19 protein-coding genes and 2 tRNA genes are annotated in these 21,010 nt (G+C 37.4%); 13 read left to right on the forward strand and 8 right to left on the reverse strand.

Going from position 1 to position 21,010, the window contains the following annotated elements:
- Positions 1-102 precede the first annotated feature (102 nt).
- The 5 genes from M0R16_10530 (at position 103) to M0R16_10550 (ending at position 6,196) form a co-directional block, all read left to right on the forward strand.
- Positions 103-831, forward strand: a complete 729-nt coding sequence (locus M0R16_10530; GenBank protein MCK9613310.1) for a type III pantothenate kinase — start codon at positions 103-105, stop codon at positions 829-831.
- Entirely contained in the window at positions 815-2,098 is a 1,284-nt protein-coding gene (locus tag M0R16_10535; GenBank protein ID MCK9613311.1) for a hypothetical protein, read from the forward strand. The genes M0R16_10530 and M0R16_10535 overlap by 17 nt, the downstream gene beginning before the upstream one ends.
- Positions 2,099-2,108: 10 nt before the next feature.
- Positions 2,109-2,678 (forward strand): LPS export ABC transporter periplasmic protein LptC, encoded by a 570-nt coding sequence (lptC, locus tag M0R16_10540; protein ID MCK9613312.1) that lies wholly within the window; start codon positions 2,109-2,111, stop codon positions 2,676-2,678.
- 8 nt (positions 2,679-2,686) lie between these two features.
- Positions 2,687-3,967, forward strand: coding sequence for a hemolysin family protein (locus tag M0R16_10545; GenBank protein ID MCK9613313.1), 1,281 nt, complete (start codon positions 2,687-2,689; stop codon positions 3,965-3,967).
- A gap of 63 nt (positions 3,968-4,030) precedes the next feature.
- The gene (locus M0R16_10550; protein MCK9613314.1) at positions 4,031-6,196 is read left to right on the forward strand and encodes a peptidylprolyl isomerase; all 2,166 of its coding nucleotides are present in this window, start codon (positions 4,031-4,033) and stop codon (positions 6,194-6,196) included.
- 18 nt (positions 6,197-6,214) lie between these two features.
- Here M0R16_10550 and M0R16_10555 read toward each other — a convergent pair whose 3' ends face one another.
- Entirely contained in the window at positions 6,215-6,949 is a 735-nt protein-coding gene (locus M0R16_10555; protein MCK9613315.1) for a T9SS type A sorting domain-containing protein, read from the reverse strand.
- Positions 6,950-7,124: 175 nt separating this feature from the next.
- Here M0R16_10555 and M0R16_10560 point away from each other — a divergent pair, with 175 nt between their 5' ends.
- From M0R16_10560 to M0R16_10570, 3 genes are read left to right on the forward strand one after another with little or no spacing between them, the layout of a single operon-like run.
- Positions 7,125-7,670, forward strand: coding sequence for a TlpA family protein disulfide reductase (locus M0R16_10560; GenBank protein MCK9613316.1), 546 nt, complete (start codon positions 7,125-7,127; stop codon positions 7,668-7,670).
- A gap of 14 nt (positions 7,671-7,684) precedes the next feature.
- Complete coding sequence (locus M0R16_10565) at positions 7,685-9,352, forward strand: DUF6029 family protein (GenBank protein ID MCK9613317.1); 1,668 nt, start codon at positions 7,685-7,687, stop codon at positions 9,350-9,352.
- A gap of 10 nt (positions 9,353-9,362) precedes the next feature.
- Positions 9,363-10,241 carry an Omp28 family outer membrane lipoprotein gene (locus M0R16_10570; GenBank protein ID MCK9613318.1) on the forward strand — a complete coding sequence of 293 codons (879 nt, stop codon included), beginning with the start codon at positions 9,363-9,365 and terminating at the stop codon, positions 10,239-10,241.
- A gap of 4 nt (positions 10,242-10,245) precedes the next feature.
- Here M0R16_10570 and M0R16_10575 read toward each other — a convergent pair whose 3' ends face one another.
- From M0R16_10575 to rsmI, 3 genes are read right to left on the reverse strand one after another with little or no spacing between them, the layout of a single operon-like run.
- Positions 10,246-11,922, reverse strand: a complete 1,677-nt coding sequence (locus M0R16_10575) for a hypothetical protein (protein MCK9613319.1) — start codon at positions 11,920-11,922, stop codon at positions 10,246-10,248.
- 6 nt (positions 11,923-11,928) lie between these two features.
- Positions 11,929-13,542, reverse strand: a complete 1,614-nt coding sequence (locus M0R16_10580) for a hypothetical protein (protein ID MCK9613320.1) — start codon at positions 13,540-13,542, stop codon at positions 11,929-11,931.
- Between the two features lie 3 nt (positions 13,543-13,545).
- Positions 13,546-14,217, reverse strand: a complete 672-nt coding sequence (gene rsmI, locus M0R16_10585; GenBank protein MCK9613321.1) for a 16S rRNA (cytidine(1402)-2'-O)-methyltransferase — start codon at positions 14,215-14,217, stop codon at positions 13,546-13,548.
- Positions 14,218-14,313: 96 nt separating this feature from the next.
- On the opposite strand from rsmI, the gene M0R16_10590 reads away from it, so the two are divergent.
- Positions 14,314-14,386, forward strand: a tRNA-Gly gene (locus M0R16_10590).
- Between the two features lie 52 nt (positions 14,387-14,438).
- Positions 14,439-14,523, forward strand: a tRNA-Leu gene (locus M0R16_10595).
- A 96-nt stretch (positions 14,524-14,619) separates the two neighbouring features.
- Here the strand turns inward: M0R16_10595 and M0R16_10600 are convergent.
- Positions 14,620-15,174 (reverse strand): transposase, encoded by a 555-nt coding sequence (locus M0R16_10600; protein ID MCK9613322.1) that lies wholly within the window; start codon positions 15,172-15,174, stop codon positions 14,620-14,622.
- Between the two features lie 179 nt (positions 15,175-15,353).
- On the opposite strand from M0R16_10600, the gene M0R16_10605 reads away from it, so the two are divergent.
- Positions 15,354-15,701, forward strand: a complete 348-nt coding sequence (locus M0R16_10605) for a four helix bundle protein (protein ID MCK9613323.1) — start codon at positions 15,354-15,356, stop codon at positions 15,699-15,701.
- A 406-nt stretch (positions 15,702-16,107) separates the two neighbouring features.
- Here the strand turns inward: M0R16_10605 and M0R16_10610 are convergent, their stop codons facing one another.
- Positions 16,108-17,034: a CPBP family intramembrane metalloprotease gene (locus M0R16_10610; protein MCK9613324.1), complete on the reverse strand. Its 927-nt coding sequence runs from the start codon at positions 17,032-17,034 to the stop codon at positions 16,108-16,110.
- 123 nt (positions 17,035-17,157) lie between these two features.
- On the opposite strand from M0R16_10610, the gene M0R16_10615 reads away from it, so the two are divergent.
- Together M0R16_10615 and M0R16_10620 are read left to right on the forward strand one after the other, a co-directional pair.
- A complete protein-coding gene (locus M0R16_10615; protein ID MCK9613325.1) occupies positions 17,158-17,826 on the forward strand; it encodes a hypothetical protein in 669 nt (222 codons plus the stop codon).
- Position 17,827: 1 nt separating this feature from the next.
- Positions 17,828-18,979 carry a hypothetical protein gene (locus tag M0R16_10620; GenBank protein MCK9613326.1) on the forward strand — a complete coding sequence of 384 codons (1,152 nt, stop codon included), beginning with the start codon at positions 17,828-17,830 and terminating at the stop codon, positions 18,977-18,979.
- Between the two features lie 16 nt (positions 18,980-18,995).
- Here M0R16_10620 and M0R16_10625 read toward each other — a convergent pair whose 3' ends face one another.
- On the reverse strand, positions 18,996-19,946 hold the full coding sequence (locus M0R16_10625; GenBank protein MCK9613327.1) for a YihY/virulence factor BrkB family protein: 951 nt from the start codon (positions 19,944-19,946) through the stop codon (positions 18,996-18,998).
- The gene (nadC, locus tag M0R16_10630) at positions 19,943-20,782 is read right to left on the reverse strand and encodes a carboxylating nicotinate-nucleotide diphosphorylase (protein MCK9613328.1); all 840 of its coding nucleotides are present in this window, start codon (positions 20,780-20,782) and stop codon (positions 19,943-19,945) included. Before nadC ends, M0R16_10625 begins: the two co-directional genes overlap by 4 nt.
- Positions 20,783-21,010: the final 228 nt, after the last annotated feature.

The raw sequence follows: 21,010 nt of genomic DNA on the forward strand, positions 1-21,010 counted from the left end.
CTCAAAAAAGAGAGGGCAAAAATACAAAATTTTTACAATTCCGAAAAACAAAATAAAAAAAACGTCATAATTTGCCATAAACCGCTAATTTTGTTGAGATTTATGACTAAACTAGTCCTTGATATAGGAAATTCTTTTCAAAAAGCTGCCATATTTTCTAATAATGATATGGTTTATTTTGAATCTGCTGAAAACATTTATGTAAGCCTTGAAAGCCTTTTTTGCAAATTTCATCCTGCTTCTGCAATTATAGCCTCCGTAGTTGAAAAAAATAAAGCATTAATAAACCTTTTAAATTCAAAATGCCCTACCCTTATTTGCAACGGACAAATTCCCACACCCCTGACTAACAAATATTTAACTCCGGAAACACTAGGAGGAGACAGGTTGGCGGCGGCTGTTGCAGGAAACCAAATGTTCCCTGCAAAAAACCTGCTGGTAGTTGATGCCGGAACATGTATCAAATATGATTTTGTTCGTGCCGATGCAACATATCTCGGCGGTTCTATTGCTCCCGGAATACAAATGAGATTTAATGCCCTGCATACTTTTACTGGAAAACTTCCGTTAGTTGAACGAACAGAAAATACCCCATTGACAGGAAAAAACACAACACAGTCTATTTTATCCGGAGTGCTGAACGGTACTGTTGCTGAAGTGGACGGTATTATTTATAAGTATAATGAACAGTATTCGGATATAAAGGTGGTGTTAACCGGAGGAGATGCAGATTATTTGGCTGGCAAACTAAAAAGTAAGATATTTGCAATCCCGAATATGGTGTTGATTGGGTTAAAAATAATTCTTGATTATAATGATAAAGAAAAATAAAATAAAATATATATTCCCGCTTATTTTGTTGTTGCTCAGTTTTTCAGTGACTGCACAAATAAGAATCAGCTCCCCTTATTCCCGATATGGGCTTGGGGAAATGAATGTTACACAATCTACCTATTCAGCAGGAATGGGGGGAATAGGGCTGGGACTCAGGCATCCTACTTTCATTAATGTTAACAACCCTGCTTCATATACCGCTTTTGATTCAAACTCTTTTGTATTCGATCTTGGCCTTGTCAGCAAATCAACGCAATTAAAAAGTAATATATCCACACAGGATTATACAAATTACACGACCCTTAATCATCTTTTCTTCGGGTTTCCCATCACCCGCTGGTGTGGGGTTTCTTTAGGAATTATGCCTTTTTCCAAAACAGGTTATAAAGTTAATTTTTCCGACACCCTGACAAATGTTGGAAAAGTTTTGGAAGAATTTACAGGTAGCGGAGGTGTTAATAAGGTGTTTTTAGGAGTGGCATTCAAACCTTTCTCGGGATTTTCTATCGGCTTAAACTTGAATTATTTCTTTGGAACCATATTTAAAGATCGCTCGGTTTATCTGCCGGATGATGCTTACTCATATAGTATAAGGGTAAAAAATGATATTTCTGTTTCCGGAATAAATATTGATTACGGGATGCAATATCAGCTTAACCTGAAAAAAAATTACACTCTTATTGTAGGAACAAAATTTAACCTTCCAATGAATGTTGGGGCTAAGCGAACTCTTGTTGCAGAGCGCTTTACAAAAAGCGGAGAGATTGAAAGTATTAAAGACACATTAATGTATTTTGACTCCGAGCGGGGAAAAATCAAAATGCCCTTTGGTATTGGCGGAGGATTTACTTTTTCAAAGAAAAACATTTGGATGCTTGGCGCCGATTTGGAATGGCAGAATTGGAAAAACTTCAGGAATTTTGGGGCCACCGATTCGATAAACAACAGCCTGTCGGTATCTCTGGGAGGGGAATATATTCCTTCCTATCTTTCGCCCACAGGCTATTGGAAAAAAATGTCTTACCGGCTGGGGTTTCGTTATTCACAAAATTATCTGGAATTACGTAACACAAAGATTAATGATTTCAGCGCCACTATTGGGTTGGGGTTTCCTATAAGAAAAATTAAAACCATTTTGAATGTTGCTTTTGAAGCCGGGACAAAAGGCTCTGTTAGTCAAAACCTGTTACAGGAAAATTATTTTCGCGTTATTTTAGGTATATCTTTCCGCGACTTCTGGTTCTACAGGCCAAAACTTGAATAATTACTTAATTATGAATTATTTGTTGCACAAGACATTTATTGTCTTTATTTGCATTGCATTGCTTTTGTCTGTATCTTGTAAAAACAAACTTGAAGATATAAATGCTATCACCTTCGCAGATACTTTTCCGATAGAAGCTGGAAAGAATATTGAAATAATTTACAGCGAAAATGCACAAATACAAACGGTATTAAAAGCTCCGGAATATTTCAGGTATGGAGGGAAAAATCCTTACTCCGAAATGCCTAAAGGTATTGATGCTACCTTTTATGATTCTTCTATGAAAGTTAAAACACGTTTAACATCAAAGTATGCCATAAAATATGATAATAAAAACACGATGGAAGCCAAAAATGACGTGGTTGTTATAAATGAAAAAGGTGAACAACTGAATACAGAACACCTTATTTGGAATGAAAAAGAAAGAAAAATTTATACAGATGTTTTTGTTAAAATTACCACAAGCGACAAAGTATTTTATGGTGATGGAATGGATGCCGATGATTCCTTTATAAAATGGGTCATCAGAAAACCCCGCGGAACATTTTATATTAACACAGAAGATTCTGAAACAGAATAATTGTTCAGATGGAATACAATTATATAATTGCTCTAATTTCTGTTTTGTTTTCTGCTCTTTTCTCTGGAGCCGAAATAGCTTTTGTTACTTCAAATAAACTTAAGATCGAGCTGGATAAAAAAAACAGAAAAATAACGAACCGGATTCTGTCCGGTTTTATGAACAAGCCTTCCGATTTTGTTTCTACTTTGCTGATAGGCAATACGATTGCCCTCGTTTTTTTTGGGATGTCCATGGCGAGAATTCTAGCTCCTGTAATTATCAAGATTTTACCCGAATATTTGCTTTCAGACTTTCTGATAATGATATTTCAATCTGTAATATCTACTCTGATAATACTTATTCTTGCGGAGTTCACGCCCAAAGTGCTTTTTAGGCTGAATCCAAATCGTATATTACAGTTTTTTGCCGTTCCGCTTTTTGCGATTTTCTATTTGCTTTTTCCTTTGCAGTTTCTTTTTGTCAAAACATCTGAATTCATACTTAAATTTGTTTTCAAATTAAAACTGAGCGGTGAGAAATATTTATTCAGCCACGCAGATTTAAACAATTATATTAAAGAATATTCTTCCGAACATAACGAAAGTGAAAATGTGCTTCCCGAAATACAAATGTTTCAAAATGCTATAGAATTTGGGCAAACCAAGCTCCGCGAATGCATGGTGCCTCGCAATGAAATAGTAGCAGTTGAAGAAAATGATGACACATCTGAACTTTTGAAGAAATTCGTCAATTCAGGACATTCAAAAATTTTAGTTTATTCTAAACACATTGATAATATTGTTGGTTACACACATTCTTTTGATATTTTTTCAACTCCCGAAAACATTAAGTCAATTATTAAACCTATAATTTATGCCCCGGAAACCATGCTTGCCAAAGATGTTATGCCATTGTTAATTCAACAGCACAAAAGCGTTGCTGTTGTTGTGGACGAATTTGGCGGCACATCAGGCATGATTACACTGGAAGACCTGATTGAAGAAATTATTGGAGAAATTGAGGACGAGTTTGATGTGGACGAACCTGTTGAAAGAAAAATAAATGACAACGAATTTGTTTTATCAGGGAGGCTGGAAATTGATTATTTAAATGAAAAGTATCAGCTTGATATACCCGAAAACGATGAATATGAAACCATTGCCGGGTTTATTATCCATCAAATAGGACGAATACCCGCCGAGAAGGAAATTTTAAATATTCCCCCGCTTATTATTTCTGTGGTTAAAGCCAGTAATAAACGTATTGAACAGGTATTTATACAGAAATCAATACACAATAATTTATAACAAATTATTTTCTAATTTCACATAATATTGTACATTTGCAAACTTATTTAAAAAAGATATTTTATGGCAATTATAGGAAAATTAAGAAAACATTCAGCATTAATTGTAATATTGATCGGTGTTGCTATTGCCGGTTTTGTTTTACAGGATTTATTCAGGAAGGGCGGCAGGGGTAGCGGGGATGTTGATTTTCTTGCAAAGATTGGTAATGAAAAAATTGCCAGAATTGATTTTGACCAAAAAGTTGAAGAACAAATTGAAATTATAAAACAAAATCAGCAAAAAGAAAACCTGACTTCTGCAGAGAATTTTCAGGCAATGGCACAGGCATGGGAGCGCTTGGAACGACAGATGATTATGCAAAAAGAGTTTGAAGAACTGGGACTGGCTGTTGAATACAACAAAAGCATTACAGCCTCTATTTCACCAGAAGAACTATACGAGCTGATGCTGGGAAACAACATGCATCCTTATATTGCCCAGACATTCACCGATCCGAATACGGGCAAAGTTAACAAACAACAGATACAAAATATTGTAGAAAATTTTGACCAGCTAAGCGATGAAGATAAGATTCAATGGAAACGTCTGGAACAGGGTATCAAAGAAGACCGCCTTAATACAAAATATAATAACCTGGTGGAAAAAGCTTTTTACATGCCCAAAGCTTTTCTGCAGCGTTATGCCGACGAAGCAAGCCAGACAGCCAAATTGCGGTTTTTCGGAATAAAATACCAGACTATTTCCGACAGTGCTGTTACAGTAGCTGAGGAAGATTATAAGAAATTTTATGAAGACCACAAGTATGAATATGAGCAGGAAAAATCCTGTGATATTGATTATGTTATTTTTGAAGTGGTCCCCTCAAAAGAAGACCTTGAAGCTATTAAACAAAAAGTGGAGAGCTTATATAATGAGTTTCAGGCGCTGGCACCCGTAGATGTTGAAAGCTATGTTAAAGCCCACAGTGATGAAACTTATGACAGCAGCTTCTTTAAAAAAGGCCAGCTTTCCGTGAAACTGGATTCTTTTATGTTTGCATCAGATGTTGGCGCCATTATTCCCCCTTATCAGGAAGATAAGGCATATTATATGGCAAGACTTGTTCAGATAAAAAACAGACCTGACTCATTGAAAGCCAGCCACATTTTAATTGCATATAAAGAAGCTCCAAACCCATTGCAAAATATTACAAGAACAAAAGATCAAGCAAAAAAAATTGCCGACAGTTTATATGAAGTGGTAAAAAAAGATGCAAAAATTTTTGGCACTCTGGCTTCCGTGAATTCTGATTTCCCTACAGCAAATAAAGATGGAGGCGATCTTGGATGGATTGTTGACGGAGACAACGAAATGAAATTCTTTTTTGACTCTGCTTACGTTTTAAAAACAGGAGATGTGAAAGTGATTGAATCAAGCATGGGTTATCACGTTTTGTACCTTACAGATAAAAAAGAATCTTACAAGAAAGTTAAGGTTGCTGTTCTAAAGAAAGACATTAAAGCAAGTAGCGAAACTTTTAATAAGTACCTAACAGATGCCAGTGCTTTTGCAGGCGAAAACCGAACCGCAGAACAATTTGAAAAAACAGTAGCGGAAAAAGGACTGAACAAACGTTCAGCCCAGTTTGTCAGGGAGATGGATTATTCAATACCCGGTTTGGAATCAGCAAGGGGCATCATTCGTTGGGCATTTAACAAAGACACGAAAACAGGAACAGTATCAGAGCAAGTGTTTGATGATGATGGGAAATATATAGTAGTTGTTTTGAAAGAAAAACGCGAAAAAGGTATTGCACCTCTGGAGCAGGTGAAAACATATATAGAACCCCTTGTGAAACGCGAAAAGAAAGCAGAAAAAATAGTTGAACAGATAAATACTGCAAGTGGAAACGATTTGTATCAAATAGCTGCAAAAATAAATGCCGTGGTGGATACCGTGGATGCATTGACATTGTCAGCTTACAATTTCCCTGATTTCGGGCCGGAACCGGAACTTATTGGAACCATATTCACTCTGAATAAAAACTCCGTGTCAAAACCTATCAAAGGAAAGATGGCTGTCTATAAAGTTGTAGTTGACGATTTTATCCAGCCGCCTGCACAAATAAATACGGACATGGTGAAAATGCAACTGGCAAGCTATTTCCGTCAGAGAGTAAGCAATGATTTATTCAAAGCTATAAAAGACAAAACCGAAATTGTGGATAACAGGATTTTCTTTTATTAAAAAATCTGGGAATAAAAATTATTTGTGGCTTACTACTAATTTCTTGGTGTAATAAATATTATTTTCTATAATCACGGAATAAAAATATATTCCTTCAGGTAGTTGATAGGTATCAATACGAACATTTCCTTTTTTCTCGATTAGCTGAAATTTTAAAACTTCATTTCCCATCATGTCATGTAAAACAATGCTGTTCTGATATCCTGCGAAAGGGAAAATATAATTTATGTATGTACTTTTATCGCTGGGATTGGGATAAGCAGAAGAAATGTATAGGTTCTCGTGTATGTCTGATATACCGGCAGGCATTACTACATATTTGGCAACAAAAGAAACAGAATCGTTTGGGCTGTTCATGTCAAAGAATGTGTACATAACATAAGATGTGCCTTCGAAACCCTTGGGGTCGTACTCGCCAACAAAACTTGAATTGTTAGTTTCCCCTGCATTTATAGCCACATAATCGTCAGACACGAAAACATCAGCACCCCAGCAACTGCCTGCCCAGCAAAAAGTTGCTTCTGCGCCGGGAACCAGAAAATTTATTTTTTTTCTCACCTTAACATTAATTGAACTTGTCCCGTTATTTGTAACATACATGGGACAGGTCAGCAAGGGGCCTAACGCACCGGAAACTGTTATTTCAGTGCCGTTGGAGACATTGCCGTCGTCATTTGATAATGTAAGATTCTGGCCTCTTGTAGTCAGAAAGGATATTAAAATAATGGTTGTGAGTAGTATTAATTTTTTCATAATTTTTTTATTGATTTATAATTTTCATCTTACTAAGTAACTCGTACAACAGCAAAAATAATACAGAAAACCTCGTTTTTTTATAGTTTAACGAAATATTAACCTCGATTATTACAATAAAGTGCCCGATTTTTGTTTATTAATCATACTTTTGTATTGTTAAGCCGTAAATATCATGAGATTAATATTTTTATTAGCATTCACATTGTTGTTTGGAGTATCTCTGGGTATTTGTCAGACAGAACAGCAACATAACCCCTTTACTAATAAAAAAATTCCATCAGTAGAAATAAAAACACTTGACGGAAAAACCATGAATACCGGTGATATTTCTAATGACGGCAAGCCGATAATACTTAGCTTCTGGGCAACCTGGTGCAAACCCTGCCTGAACGAACTTTCGGCAATTTCCGATGTGTATGACGAATGGGTAGAAGAAACAGGGGTAAAACTTATTGCAGTTTCTATTGATGATTCAAAGACCAGCGGAAACGTAAAGCCCACCGTGGACGGAAAAGGTTGGGATTTTGAATGTTATCTTGACGTGAACAGCGATTTTAAACGCGCGATGAATGTGAATTTAGTGCCCCATACTTTTATTCTTAATGGCAAAAACGAAATTACCTGGCAACATACTTCCTACTCTCAGGGCAGCGAAAAAGAACTTATTGAAATAGTCAGAAAACTCATCAGCGAAGACACTCCATCTCCTGAAAAATAAGCAATTTAAGTTTAATGATGAAATATCTTAAAACAATAATCATCCTTTTGGTTTTTTGCGCTTTTTCATATAGTGAAACAAAAGCGCAGGGAATTGAGAAATTTCTTAAAAACAGTCAGGTCAGCGGCAATTTTCAGTTTGACGGGATGTATTATATTGAGGATTCTTCGATAGGAGCGCCGGAAGTTCCGCAAAAAGTTCTTATGAATGCCTTTGCAAACATAATATACTCCAATGGGCCATTTTCGGCTGGCCTGCGCTTTGAGAATTACCTATACGCATTGCAGGGCTTTGACCCAAGATATAAAGGCATAGGCATCCCTTATCGTTATGTTGCCTTTGAAAAAGATAAGTTTGGGTTTACCATTGGTAATTCTTACGAACAATTTGGTTCCGGGCTTATTTTCAGAGCCTGGCAGGATGCATCACTCGGATACGATAATTCACTGGATGGTATAAATATACGTTACAGCCCGTGGAAAGGTATTACACTTAAGGGCATCTGGGGCATGCAGCGGTTTTATTTTGAACGAGGCCCCGGTATTGTTCGGGGGGTGGATGGTGAGTTTGCCATAAATGATATTTTTAACAAGCTGAATGATAAACAACTCAGGGTGTCTGTGGGAGGTACTTTTGTAAGTAAATATCAGGAAGCTTCGGACCCAGTGTACAACCTGCCCAAAAATGTGGCTGCTTACGGGGGCCGTGGCAGTATCAATTATAAAAACTTTGAAATAAAAGGCGAGTATGCCTATAAAATAAATGACCCTTCCTATATTAATAATAAGATATACAAATCCGGTAATGCCACCCTGCTTCAACTGACATACAGTCGTAAAGGACTGGGCCTTTATCTTGCAGCCATCCGGACAGACAATATGAGTTTTAAATCCGACAGGGAAGCCGAAGGAACAGACCTTAACATTAATTATATTCCTTCTCTGGCAAAGCAAACCACATATGCCCTGCCCTCAATTTTTGTTTATGCAACTCAGCCTAAGGGAGAATTCGGTGTTCAGGGGCAAGCCATTTACACCTTTAAGAAAAAAACAAAACTGGGTGGTAAATACGGCACAAACATTTCTGCGACCTATGTCAGGTATAATGCCATACATAAGGCAAAGATAAATGATGAAACGCCGGTTGACTCCTCCGGCACATTAGGCTATCGTTCAGATTTTTTTAAGTTAGGAAAAGATGTGTATTATGAAGAGTTTAATTTTGAGTTTTCTAAAAAAATCAACAAACAATTTAAGCTGATATTTAATTACTTTTATATAATGTATAATGCCAGGATAATTGAGGGACACGAAATACCAGATGTGCATTCTCATACAGCTCTGGTTGATTTGACTTATAATATCAATGACAAACATTCACTAAGAGCAGAATTGCAACACATGTATGCAAAACAACACGAAGGTTCATGGATTTATGGGCTCTTAGAATACACTATTGCGCCAAAATGGTATGTTTCCGTTTCAGACATGTATAATTACGGAAACCCCGAAAGTAGTAAGCGTTTGCATTATTATGGTGTGTCTGCAGCTTATGTTACCGGAACAACACGAATAGCCTTAAACTATGGCCGCCAGCGTGCAGGATTTTTCTGTATTGGAGGCGTTTGCAGGTATGTTCCGGCCGCCAATGGCGTTACACTTACCATCACTTCAAGCTTTTAAAAGGAATCCGATGAAAAGAAAATTTATACATATTACTTTTTTAGCTGCTGCATCGGCAATTATTAGTCTTGTTTCCTGCGATAAGATTTACCCGCCCTATATGAACGTCACAGACGTGTCGGACTGCTCTGTGCCCGACTTCCCTGCCGATACACATCATGTTAAAACAGTGTTGCTTGAAGAATTTACCGGGCATAAATGTATCAATTGCCCCGAAGCTGCATTTTATATCCATCAGATTAAACAAGACTATGGTGAAAAAATAATTACACTTGCCATACATGCAGGAGGCTATGCCACTCCCGACGAAACAGGAGATTATGCTCTTGATTTAACTACGGATATTGGAACCGACTATAATTCCCATTTTTCAATAAATTCTTGGCCCCGGGCTATGTTTAACAGGGATACGATAAACAACCAGAGAACTTTTGGAAATTCTTCATCATGGGATGGATTAATTGCTCAGATAATTAATCAGCCGGCAAAAATTTTTATCCAGATTATCAATGATTATGATAACACAAACCGGAAACTTTGCACTCACGTGAAAGTAACCTTTCTTGAAGATATGGATATAAATACCAAGCTGGTGGTATTGCTTGCCGAAGACAGCATTAGCGGTTTTCAGAAGAATAATAATACAACCTACGGAGCGGTTCCGGATATTTCAAACTATATATTTAATGATGTACTGCGCGAATCATTTAACAGTGCCTATGGCGAAAATTTAACTGCCGGAGGGGTTTTGCAGGATTCTGCAATAATAAAAACCTATAAAAAATTCCTGCCTTCAAATTACATTGACAGGCATTGTAAGGTTATAGCCTACGTTTATAATTCGGATACGGAAGAAATAATTCAAACGGCAGAAAGGCATGTGGAATAAGTTATCAGAAATCGTAATGCCTTCCGGTGATTGACATTCTGAGCCCCAGCATCAGGGTGTGAGAATAATCATGATATAGTTCCGAATCCGAACTGCGGTAGTAATATTCTAATACGAAACGAAGATTATTTTTTGGATTAAGAAGGTATGCAACATTTAATGAGTAGTAAGCTATTTTAGTTTTTATGCCCTGTCCTATTGTATTTAAGTATGGCTGAACAACAACATTGTTTAGGGTTGCATCATAAGCATCCCAGGCAGGCTTGTAAATATCCTGCCCGAAATCTGAATGAACAGTGTCAAGTCCGGTAACAAGATAATTAAAATGCCCTTCAAAGAACCAGCGCTTGTAATTATAACGCAAAAACATACATGTTTCCCAAAAATTGGCACCGGCAGGATGAGCAAGCGGCTGGTTGTAATGCCCGTAATTTTGTATCACAAGCCGGTGTGCATAGGTATAAGGACGGGCAAAATTAAATTCAAGCTGAGCCGAGAGATTTTTAATTTTAAAAAGGTCATACGATTTAACACCTAACTGCCATGCAACTTTATTAGTCCAATACCCATAAGTCAATGTTGAATCGTTGGGATGAATGATGTGTTTTAAACGATTAATAATGCCGTTTTTTACTTCTCCGAATATCAAATCGTCAATTAAAAATTGCCCGTAAAGCGAGGTTTTTTTACCCACTTTCACACGCAGGCTCACTCCAAGTAAAGAATTATCAGGTGAGCCACGCGAAAATTCTACTGGCCTGAAAAAGATAACCGGGCTCAGGTAACTTATTTCAAAGCCACGGTTGCCGGCAGTATCTTTTCCCTGCCAGATAATAGCTTCGAAGAACCCCAGATTTACCCTTTTTGATATGTCCCAACTTAGATAATGAAAGGCACCGTATTTATTTTCCATGTTTGTCCATCTGGAAGAACCGGTACCCGACATATCTTTAAAGTTGGTGTATAAGTTTACCAGTTTTATATGCCAAACATTAGTGGTAAGTTTTAAATAAGGATAATTATATGCGGCGTCTGATAAAAAAAGTGAACGGTAACCGTCTCCCCAGAAGTTTTTACCCATACCGCCTTCAAGAGTAAAATACTTTAAAAACCCATAGGATATATATCCGCTGTAATCAAGGTAGTCGTACCCGCCGAGAGAAGAACTATAGGCATACCCTTGCCCGGGAACAACACGCGTTATCTCGATTTTTTTTTCCAGAAACTTTGGAAAAGAAGACTGATGGTAAAATAAAGTACCGCCAAAAGAAAGTTTTTTGAAAAAATCCGCCTGGATATTAGCGCCGATACCGGTTTCAAAAAGCGCTTTGTTCTCTGACATGTCAGTGCCCCCAACGATATCAAACAAGGGGTCGGAAACGATATGAACTTTCTGGGTTTTAAACTGAAAAATGTTTTCTGTGAGTGCTTTTGTGTAGAATTTATTTTGTTTAGGAATCTTAAAGGCATACAAACTGTCCACATCCTCAACCGGAACTATGTCTTTAAGATAATAAGGCTGTACATCAGGATGAAAATCAACACGGTAAGGATACAGCCTTGCATTGAGTACTTCGCGGGTACCCCAAAAAACTTCATAATGATTTTGTTGTGCAAAAGAAAAACTACCAAGGGAAATCATGGTAATTATAAGGGTAATATGTAGTTTTATCTGCTTCACAAATTTCTAAAAGTCATGATAGATATTAGTTAACGAAGTTTTTAATCCGAAATAAAAATAATGAGTCAATTTTTCCTTGTAATCATTTTTGATATATCTGGCATTATAACCAACTTCAAATAATAAATTTGTTTTAGGGTTGAAAAGGTAATATGCTCTTACTCCTGCATTCAGTATTTCTGTGTTAATACCTTGTGCTGTTTTATTCCCATCGGCCTGGTATCCATATTGAGCAGAAACCTGTGACAAAAATACATCCTGCCCCCAGTTAGTATTTGTTGTATCAAGCCCGGCAACAGCATAATTGAATTGTGCTTCAGCAAATATTCTCCGGTAGCGGTAATTTATAAAACCTGTCAATTCTCTGAAATTGGCTCCGAGAGGGTGTGTCAGAGATTGATTGTAATGAGTATAACTCTGCAGAGGATAAAAATGCGAATAGGAATACGGGCTGACCTGATTGTATTCCACTTGCATATTAAGGTTTTGCAAACCAAACATACCGAACCATTTTCCACCGATTTGAAACCCCCAGTTATTTCCCTGATAACCTTTGGTAAATAACTTTTTTAATTTCAGGTTATCTACCATCAGCTGACCGTAAAACCCAAGTGTATTCAAAGGTTTATATTTTGCAGTTATGCCTAGCAGCGCATTATTTTTATTATTCAGGGAGTATTGTATTGTGTTCACCAATATCACAGGTATAAGGCTGCAGAAATTAAATTTTGTGTTTTTTGCAGAGGAAGTAAACATGATGCCTTCAAACAAGCCCAGCTCTACTTTTTTTCCTATCCTGAACCCCGCAAAATTGAAGGTGGCCGGTTTGGTTTGGTAGCCATGATACCATACATAAGGTGCGTTCAGCACACTATCTGTGTTCAGGTTCTGAAATGAAGCAAAAATAGTTTGATAATAAAACCACTTATAATTGACAAATACTTTCAGGAAGGGATATTGAAAAGTATTGTCCGAAAGCAGCAATGAACGGTAACCGTCGCCGATAAAATTTTTATCGAACCCAAACTGAAGATTCCAGTGTGAGTCAGGGCTGTAAGAAATCAAACCGACCGGGGTTCCAAAATCATAGCCTCTCGCTTTAAACTCTTTCACACGCCCCGAGCCGGGAGCCACTTCGTATTTTTCAATAAAATTGCTTACATAATCGGGGAAACGCGCCTGTGTTTCGTAATATTTGCTGATAAAAAAAAGTTTGTTGCTTATCACCCCCCGAATCTGAACTCCACGTGTGTTGTAATACAGGCTGCGTGTGTCGTTAAAGGAATAGCCATATCCAAAATTAAAAAGCGGGCTGACATAGAGGTGGAAATCCTCATGGTTAACAACAAACAAATCTTCGCGAAAAATTTTTCTTTTAAACCAGCGTTCGTTATCACCGGCTTTTTTACAGCCCGGTGTCAATGCCGAATCTGTAAGGATGTATTGCCCGACAAAACTATTATTGTAAGGCTTTAGTGCAGTAAAAACTTCAGCATCTTTATGATTAAGGTATTTATCAAGCGCAAAATTTATATCACGTTGCAGGGGAATGTTTTCTTGAGCCAGCCCGCTGAATGCAAACAGAACAAAAAACAATAATATGCTGCAACTTTTCTGCATAGTCTAATGTTTTCCTTCGATAATGAGTACAATTTCACCTTTTATAGGTTTTTCCTTATATTTTGCAAGCAATTCTCCAAGAGTCCCGCGGCTAATTTCTTCATGGATTTTGGTAAGTTCTCTGATGACGGCAGCCTTGCGTTCAACGCCAAAGGTTTCTGCACATTGCTCCAGGGTTTTCAGCAGGCGGTGCGGCGATTCATAAATAACCACCGTGTTTTGTAAATCAGCAAGAAAAGTAAGCCGCGTCTGCCTTCCTTTTTTATGAGGCAGAAACCCTTCAAAATGAAAGCGGTTGCAGGGCAGGCCAGAAACCACAAGCGCCGGGACAAAAGCCGTGGCCCCCGGCAGGCATTCCACCTCGATGCCGTTGGCAATACATTCTCTAATCAGCAAAAATCCAGCATCGGAAATTCCCGGAGTTCCCGCATCGCTTATCATTGCCAGAGTCTCACCAGATTGTAACCGAAGCATAATGTTTTGAAGGTTGCGGTGCTCATTAAACTGGTGATAAGAAATTAACTTGTTGCTGATAGCATGGTGTTTGAGCAATATACTGCTGGTGCGGGTGTCCTCGGCCAGTATCGCGTTAGCTTCTTTAAGGATACGGGCGGCACGCAGCGTAATATCTTCAAGATTGCCAATAGGCGTTGGTATGATATAAAGTTTCGGCATGACAGATATTTAGGCGAAATAAAAGTAAAAAAAAATGGCGGAAAATCTTAAAATATTTTATTTCGTGAAAAATTATTATATTTGCAACCCTTATTTGCGGAAGTAGCTCAGTTGGTAGAGCACGACCTTGCCAAGGTCGGGGTCGCGGGTTCGAGTCCCGTCTTCCGCTCAAAAAAACTCCTCTCGAGCAGGGAGGATTTTTTTTAAACAAGTTCTTTGTTGCCCTGGTGGTGGAACTGGTAGACACGCAGGACTTAAAATCCTGTGACCATTGCGGTCGTGCGGGTTCAAGTCCCGCCCGGGGTACAAATTCAGAGTGAGAAACGAGAGCGAAAATTATTGTAATTTGTTACACTCCCTCGCTGCCGCACGATTATATCGTGTGGCATATTAACCTTATATTCATCTAACTACAATAATATCATTAACCAATCCTTTTTCACCACAATAATCTCTGGCGCTGCTATAAATATAGTCTTCCGGCTTATAAACCAAACCGGCTTCGACAGGATTGGTATGGATATAATTTATTTTTTCCGCAATTACTTTATTACTCCAAAGTTCAATAGGATGATTATCATGTTGCCAAAACTGATATCCTTCTACATTTGATGATTTTGATGCCGATTCCTTAAAGCATGCGAGTAATAATTCTCGTCTGCTTTCGCGTGGATTCTCAGTTATTTCTCTTACAATTTTTTTACTTGTGAATCTTTTAAAATCTCCCAATACCTGTTCCGGCAACAACCCATTAACAATTCTGAAAATCAAATGAACATGATTTGTCATGATGCACCATGCAAATATCTCCATCCCTTTTTCTTTCTGACAATAATGCAAACTATCTATAATAACTTGCTTATACTCATTTCTTGTAAAAACATCAAGCCACTCAACCACAGCAAAACTTGTAAAATAAGCTCCTTCTGGGTTATGAAACTTATAATTTCTGCTCATTTTTTACCAAATAGTTATGTTCAAAGTTAATGTTTTTTATAAAGTAAAAATTTTTTAAACCACACGATGCAATCGTGCGGTAACGGGGAGAGCGAAAATTATTGTAATTTGTTACACCCTCACACTTACTCTCACACTCACTCTCATTACCACATTACACGACCGCAAAACACAATAAAATGTTTGACTTCGAAAAACTTGAGGTTTATTATAAGGCAAAATCATTTCATTCTGGTATACGAAAGTTCATTAACACACAAAGGCTGGATGTTACAACTAAGAACCAACTAAGGAGAGCAGCTTTTAGCGTTGTGCTTAATATCGCAGAAGGTTCTGGCCGATTTTCTAAGGCTGACAGGCGCAATTTCTTTATCATTTCACGCAGTTCCATTTTTGAGTGTGTGGCAATTCTTGATATATTAAAAGATGAACAAATGATAAGTTATGAAAGCTTTCAGGCGTTTTACAATGATGCCGAAGAGTTATCAAGAATTCTGTTTGCTTTGATAAAAAACCTCAGCTCATGATCAGAATGAGAGCGGTGAGCGGGTACTTATATTTTTAATGAACCCCCTGTTATTATAGGTTTTTCTGAGGATTTTATTTTGTCCTGTATAAACATTGCAGAAACATTTCGGATTTTTTCTTTTATTACGGTTTTTTTAGTGTAAAAAAATATATATTGCAAAAAACTCCTTCTTTTATTTTAGTATATTTGAAGGTGCAAAACTAAAAAAATGAAAAATTTTTTATTTTGCTTTTCTTTTGATAAATATCAATGATATGATACAGGTTGGCGCTCCGAAGACTCCTTCATGGTTTTTCGCCCTTGCCTCTTTAGCAAGTCGTAGTACCACTTGGAGTGGTGTTACGACTGCATCTTCAAAAAACAAATTTTATTTAGTTCGCCTGTCTGCTGCCGACTTCGGGCTTCTAACTTCTGACTTCCGGCTTCTTCGACAAAAAAAGCACAAACATCAACCCGGCAACTATTACCCCGCTGCTTATTATCACAAACAAATTATCTGAACTGCCAAAAGTTTCAAAATTAAAATCAACCATTCCTCTTGCCGACAGCCATGCAACCACCACTGCCAGGCCATTATTTATAAAATGTACAATTATTGGCACCCATAATGAGCCCGACCAGTAAAATATGTACCCCAGAAACATCCCCAGCAAAAAGCGCGGCAGGAAGCCATAAAACTGCAGGTGAAACGCACTGAAAATCACCGCAGTTACAATAACTGCCACATGAACATTTTTAAACCATTCTCCCAGCAAACGCTGCAGCACACCCCTGAAAAAAAACTCTTCTCCAATAGCAGGCAGGACAGCAATCATCAGAATATTTATAAAAAATCCTCCCACAGTGGCAGTATCCAGAAAAGCATTCGTTACAGCTGCTGCTTCGGCTTCGGAATCACGCATCCATTTTTCAACACCTCCCAATTGCTCAGGCAAACTCATGTTGCCGTTAAATTCTGTAATAAGATTGATAAGAGGAAGTACCAAGATAATAATAGCTGCCGCTATCAATAAAGAAAAAATTTTAAATTTATTAGAAAGCTTTAAATAATGAGAGATATTTTTCCCTGCACACATAGAAAAAACCAATACCGGCACAATAAATATGGCAAGCTGATTGACGACCTGTAAATATTTTAACTGTGCAATAATTAAAGGGTCAGAATAATCGGGAGCAGAGGAAAGGTTCTCGATAAATGATTTCCCGAAAAACGGCACAGCCAGCACCAGCCCGAAAATATTAACGAGTAACAGGCTGCATGCAACAATTATAATGAAGTACACAAGTTTAAGGTATGCGGGTTTTACCTGCAGAAAAGGATGAAATACCATGAATTAATTAGTTTTCCGGCCTGCAAAAATGCAATTATTTTTCAGATAATATTAATTTTTCTCTGTATTTTCTTTTGTTTTGTGCTTTATGGAAGGAAAATTTTATATTTACTAAAAAATATTATGGACCAACGCCATCAGGAATATATTGAATACTACAGGGTGCGTATGAAAAAATACGAAAACAATCCTGTTTACAAAAATAGTTATGAAGCGGAAAAAAACATTTTTGACGCCATTCAAAACAGTACCAGCCTTGAAGAGTTTCGCACCAGGCTGGAGAATGTAAATCTGCCTCTCAAAAACGCAATAGCTCTTACCAAAGACAAATCGCTGGCACGCAAAGAACTTTATGAAAATATCAACGAACCCATACGCAAAAAAGCTTCAGAGCAAACTCTTGACATGATAGAAACGGTGCAATCAGTGAACGAGCTTACTCAAAAAGCCAATGAAATTGAGGCTGCAGTCAGCATTGAGGTTTCTATCGACCTTTTTACATCTTATTTTTACAGTGATTTTATTGCCCTTGAAAATATTGAAGTTTGGCAACAAGCAGAGATACCTCCGGAATGGCATAAAGAAATTCACGAAGAGTGGGTAAACGAGTCTTTAGCCGAAGGCCGAAAGATATGGACGAAAGTGGTAATTCCCGAATCACAGAAATGGAAACCAGACTGGAACTTTGATTATAAACTGATATGGGAAGACCGCCACCGCCGCCTTATTCCGGTGCCAGACGAAGTAATAATGAAACGTATTGAGCAATTTAAAACATACAGGGGGATATAACATGCCGGTAGAAAAACAATATTCCGATTCGATGCTGGGCACTTTTCGTAATATGTATCAGGAATTGCTGGATAAAAAAGCATCCGGAGAAGCATTTGACAAACTTAAATCCATCCTGGACCGCATGGAACAGCTTGCCGTGGAATTGGACGACCTGGGTTCGTTTTCTGCAAAACTGACCACCGAAGGACTTTTTGTTCAATTCAGCAATTTATATTCTGAAATATTAGGCGAGTTGTCATCAAAACAATACTCAAAAACAGGCAGTGATGAAGAACTGATGGAGCAAACATTGAAAGCTTATGAAGACGCTTTAAAAAACTATGAAAATGAACCCAAACAAAAACCGTTGTATGATATTTTAAAAGAAATTATTGATTTGGGACGGTCGGGGGTTTCCTATCCTGTTTTTTTAAAAATCTGTGAAGAAAAAGGTTTATACAAACATCTGGAGGGTAGTATTATTGCCCGTGAAGGATTAATGGAGGAGAAGACATTTAATGAAATATTCTGCATGCCTCTTCCTTTGAAAAAAACTGAAGAACTTATACAAATATATGATGAGCTTGCCTCTCAATCGCCATTCGGTACACCCGACAGTTTTCTTTTTACGTTGAGGCGTATTCATAAAGACTGGGAATACGAACCGTTGTTGAACCGGTGGAATGCAATATGCCGTTGCTGGGACAGACTCATGGAGCTCATATATGACTGGCTTGATTCTTTTTGCGACTTTGCCCCTTATGATTTTCGCTGGATGTCAATGGAAGGGCCACAAAAAACCATGCATAATATCAAACGCACTAATGACTGTAATCCGGGTTTTTTAAAAGAGAGAGAACGTATTTTTTACGAATATTTTCAACTCAAATGGGATGATATTTTTATGCATGAAACTTATATAAACGAATACAACGCCGGCCGCATCTGGTATTCTGACGAAACGATTGCATTAATTAAAGAAACATATCCCATATGCAAGCCGTTTCAGAAACCCACAAATGAATTAATAAAAAAGGCTGAAGATATTCATCACAACAAACGTTACCAGCGCATAAATTCATTTCAGCTTTCTGATGAGAATAAAAAGCGGCTTCAGGAATTAATAGGAAAAGAAAAGTTTGAAAAATATTATGGCATAAAAAAAACCTGATTTTTAATATCAGGACTTATAAAACTTGTTTTTGATGTGTCTGTGTTTTTTTGGCCTGCAGTATACTGGCATTCAACTCAAATCCCACCAGCAATGCAATTGAGTTAAAATACAGCCACATCATAATGACAATAATCGTTCCTATGGAGCCATATAGCGCATTATAACTGGCAAAGTTGTTTACATAGTATTTAAATCCTAATGTACTGACAACAAATAAAAACGTGGCCAGTGTTGAACCGGCAGAAATAAAACGATATTGTCTTCTTCTGGCAGGTCCCAAATAGTAAATAAATGAAACAACAAAAAAAATCATCATAAAAATTATTAGCCATTTAATAATTTTCAATACAAACAAAAGCACACCTTCTCCAATAATTTGAGTTGATATCAGGTATTGCAGGCCGGCAGTACCCAGCATCATCAGCATAACGGACAGAAAAATTATAAATGTTAAAATGACCAGCAGCGCAATGGAAATGGCATATTGCTGCCATAGTTTTCGTGTTTCGACATCATGTGCGGTATTATTGAATGCAGTAATAAGGCCAAGAATTCCGTTGGATGAAAAATACAGTGCAAGTATAAAACCCACCGACAAAAGTCCCCCGTGCTGCCTTGAAATGATATCGGTTATTGTTGTGCTTATAAGTACAAAGCCGTTTTCAGGCAAAGCCTTTTTAATAATATCAAGTAATGTTGTCTGGAACCCCTCAACGGGTATATATGGAATAAGCGTGAAGAGGAAAATAATTGCCGGAAACATGGCCAAGAAAAACTTAAAAGCTACAGAACTTGCACGTGTGGTAATGGCGCCATTGACAAGCCCTTTCAGAAAAAAAACAACCACATCATACAGCGGCATGCCATCAAAGCCGGGAATTATTATTTTTTTTGTTGCTATCCTGAAAAGCCTGAAAGTTCTGGATGAAAAAATCTTTTCTTTAATGTTTATGTTTTTCTTCATTCTATGGCTTTTAAACTTAGGTCAAGGCTGCGTATATGATGCGTTACAGCGCCTACGGAAATAAAATCCACACCGGTGAGGGCATATTCACGTATGTTTGTTAGGTTAATTCCCCCTGATGCTTCCGTTTCATATCTGCCCTGAATCATTTTAACTGCTTTTTTCAGGTCTTGCGGTGTAAAGTTATCAAGCATAATGCGGTGAACACTACCACAATTGAGGACTTCTTCAAGTTCTGTAAAATTACGAACCTCAATTTCAATTTTTAATTTTTTTCCGAGTTTTTTTAAATATTCATTTTCAGCAATAATTGCCTGTTTTATTCCTCCGGCAAAATCCACATGATTGTCTTTTATCATGACCATGTCGTAAAGCCCCATTCTATGATTCTTTCCTCCGCCGATTGCAACAGCCATTTTTTCAAAAATACGCATATTGGGCGTGGTTTTTCTGGTGTCAAGCAGTCGGGTATTGGTTCCTGCAAGTTGCTTTATATAAGCATGTGTAACTGTTGCTATTCCACTCATACGCTGCATATAATTCAGCATGGTACGCTCAGCTATTAGCATGGAGCGGCAATTGCCGGTCACTATAAAAACGATGTCGCCTTTTTTGATTTCATCGCCATCAGAAATAAATTCATTAAAAACTATTTCGTTATCAACAGCGTTAAAGACTTTTTTAGCAATTTCAATCCCTGCAATAATTCCGTCTTCTTTTACCAGAAGTTTCATTTTGCCTATAGCATCTTCAGGTATGGTGGCCCGGGATGTATGGTCGCCTTCGCCAATATCTTCTGCAAGGGCTTGGGCAATGTGTTGAGCAACAATATCCATAAATATTACTTATTATATCTAAGACTAAATTATAAAATTACTTTATTATTCTGAGATAAAACTATTCTTCTTCAAATTGAAGCTGGTGAATCAGAAGAATGTTATCCTGACTTCTGACGTTTAGTGCGGTAAAATATTCCATTTTGAAATCAGTTTCTCCAGAGGGCTTTTCATAATGCTTTTTATTGGCGACCGAAAAGTGAAATTTTCTTTCGTTAAATTATCTTG

Source organism: Bacteroidales bacterium (genome assembly GCA_023228145.1).
Lineage (GTDB): Bacteria > Bacteroidota > Bacteroidia > Bacteroidales > CAIWKO01 > CAIWKO01.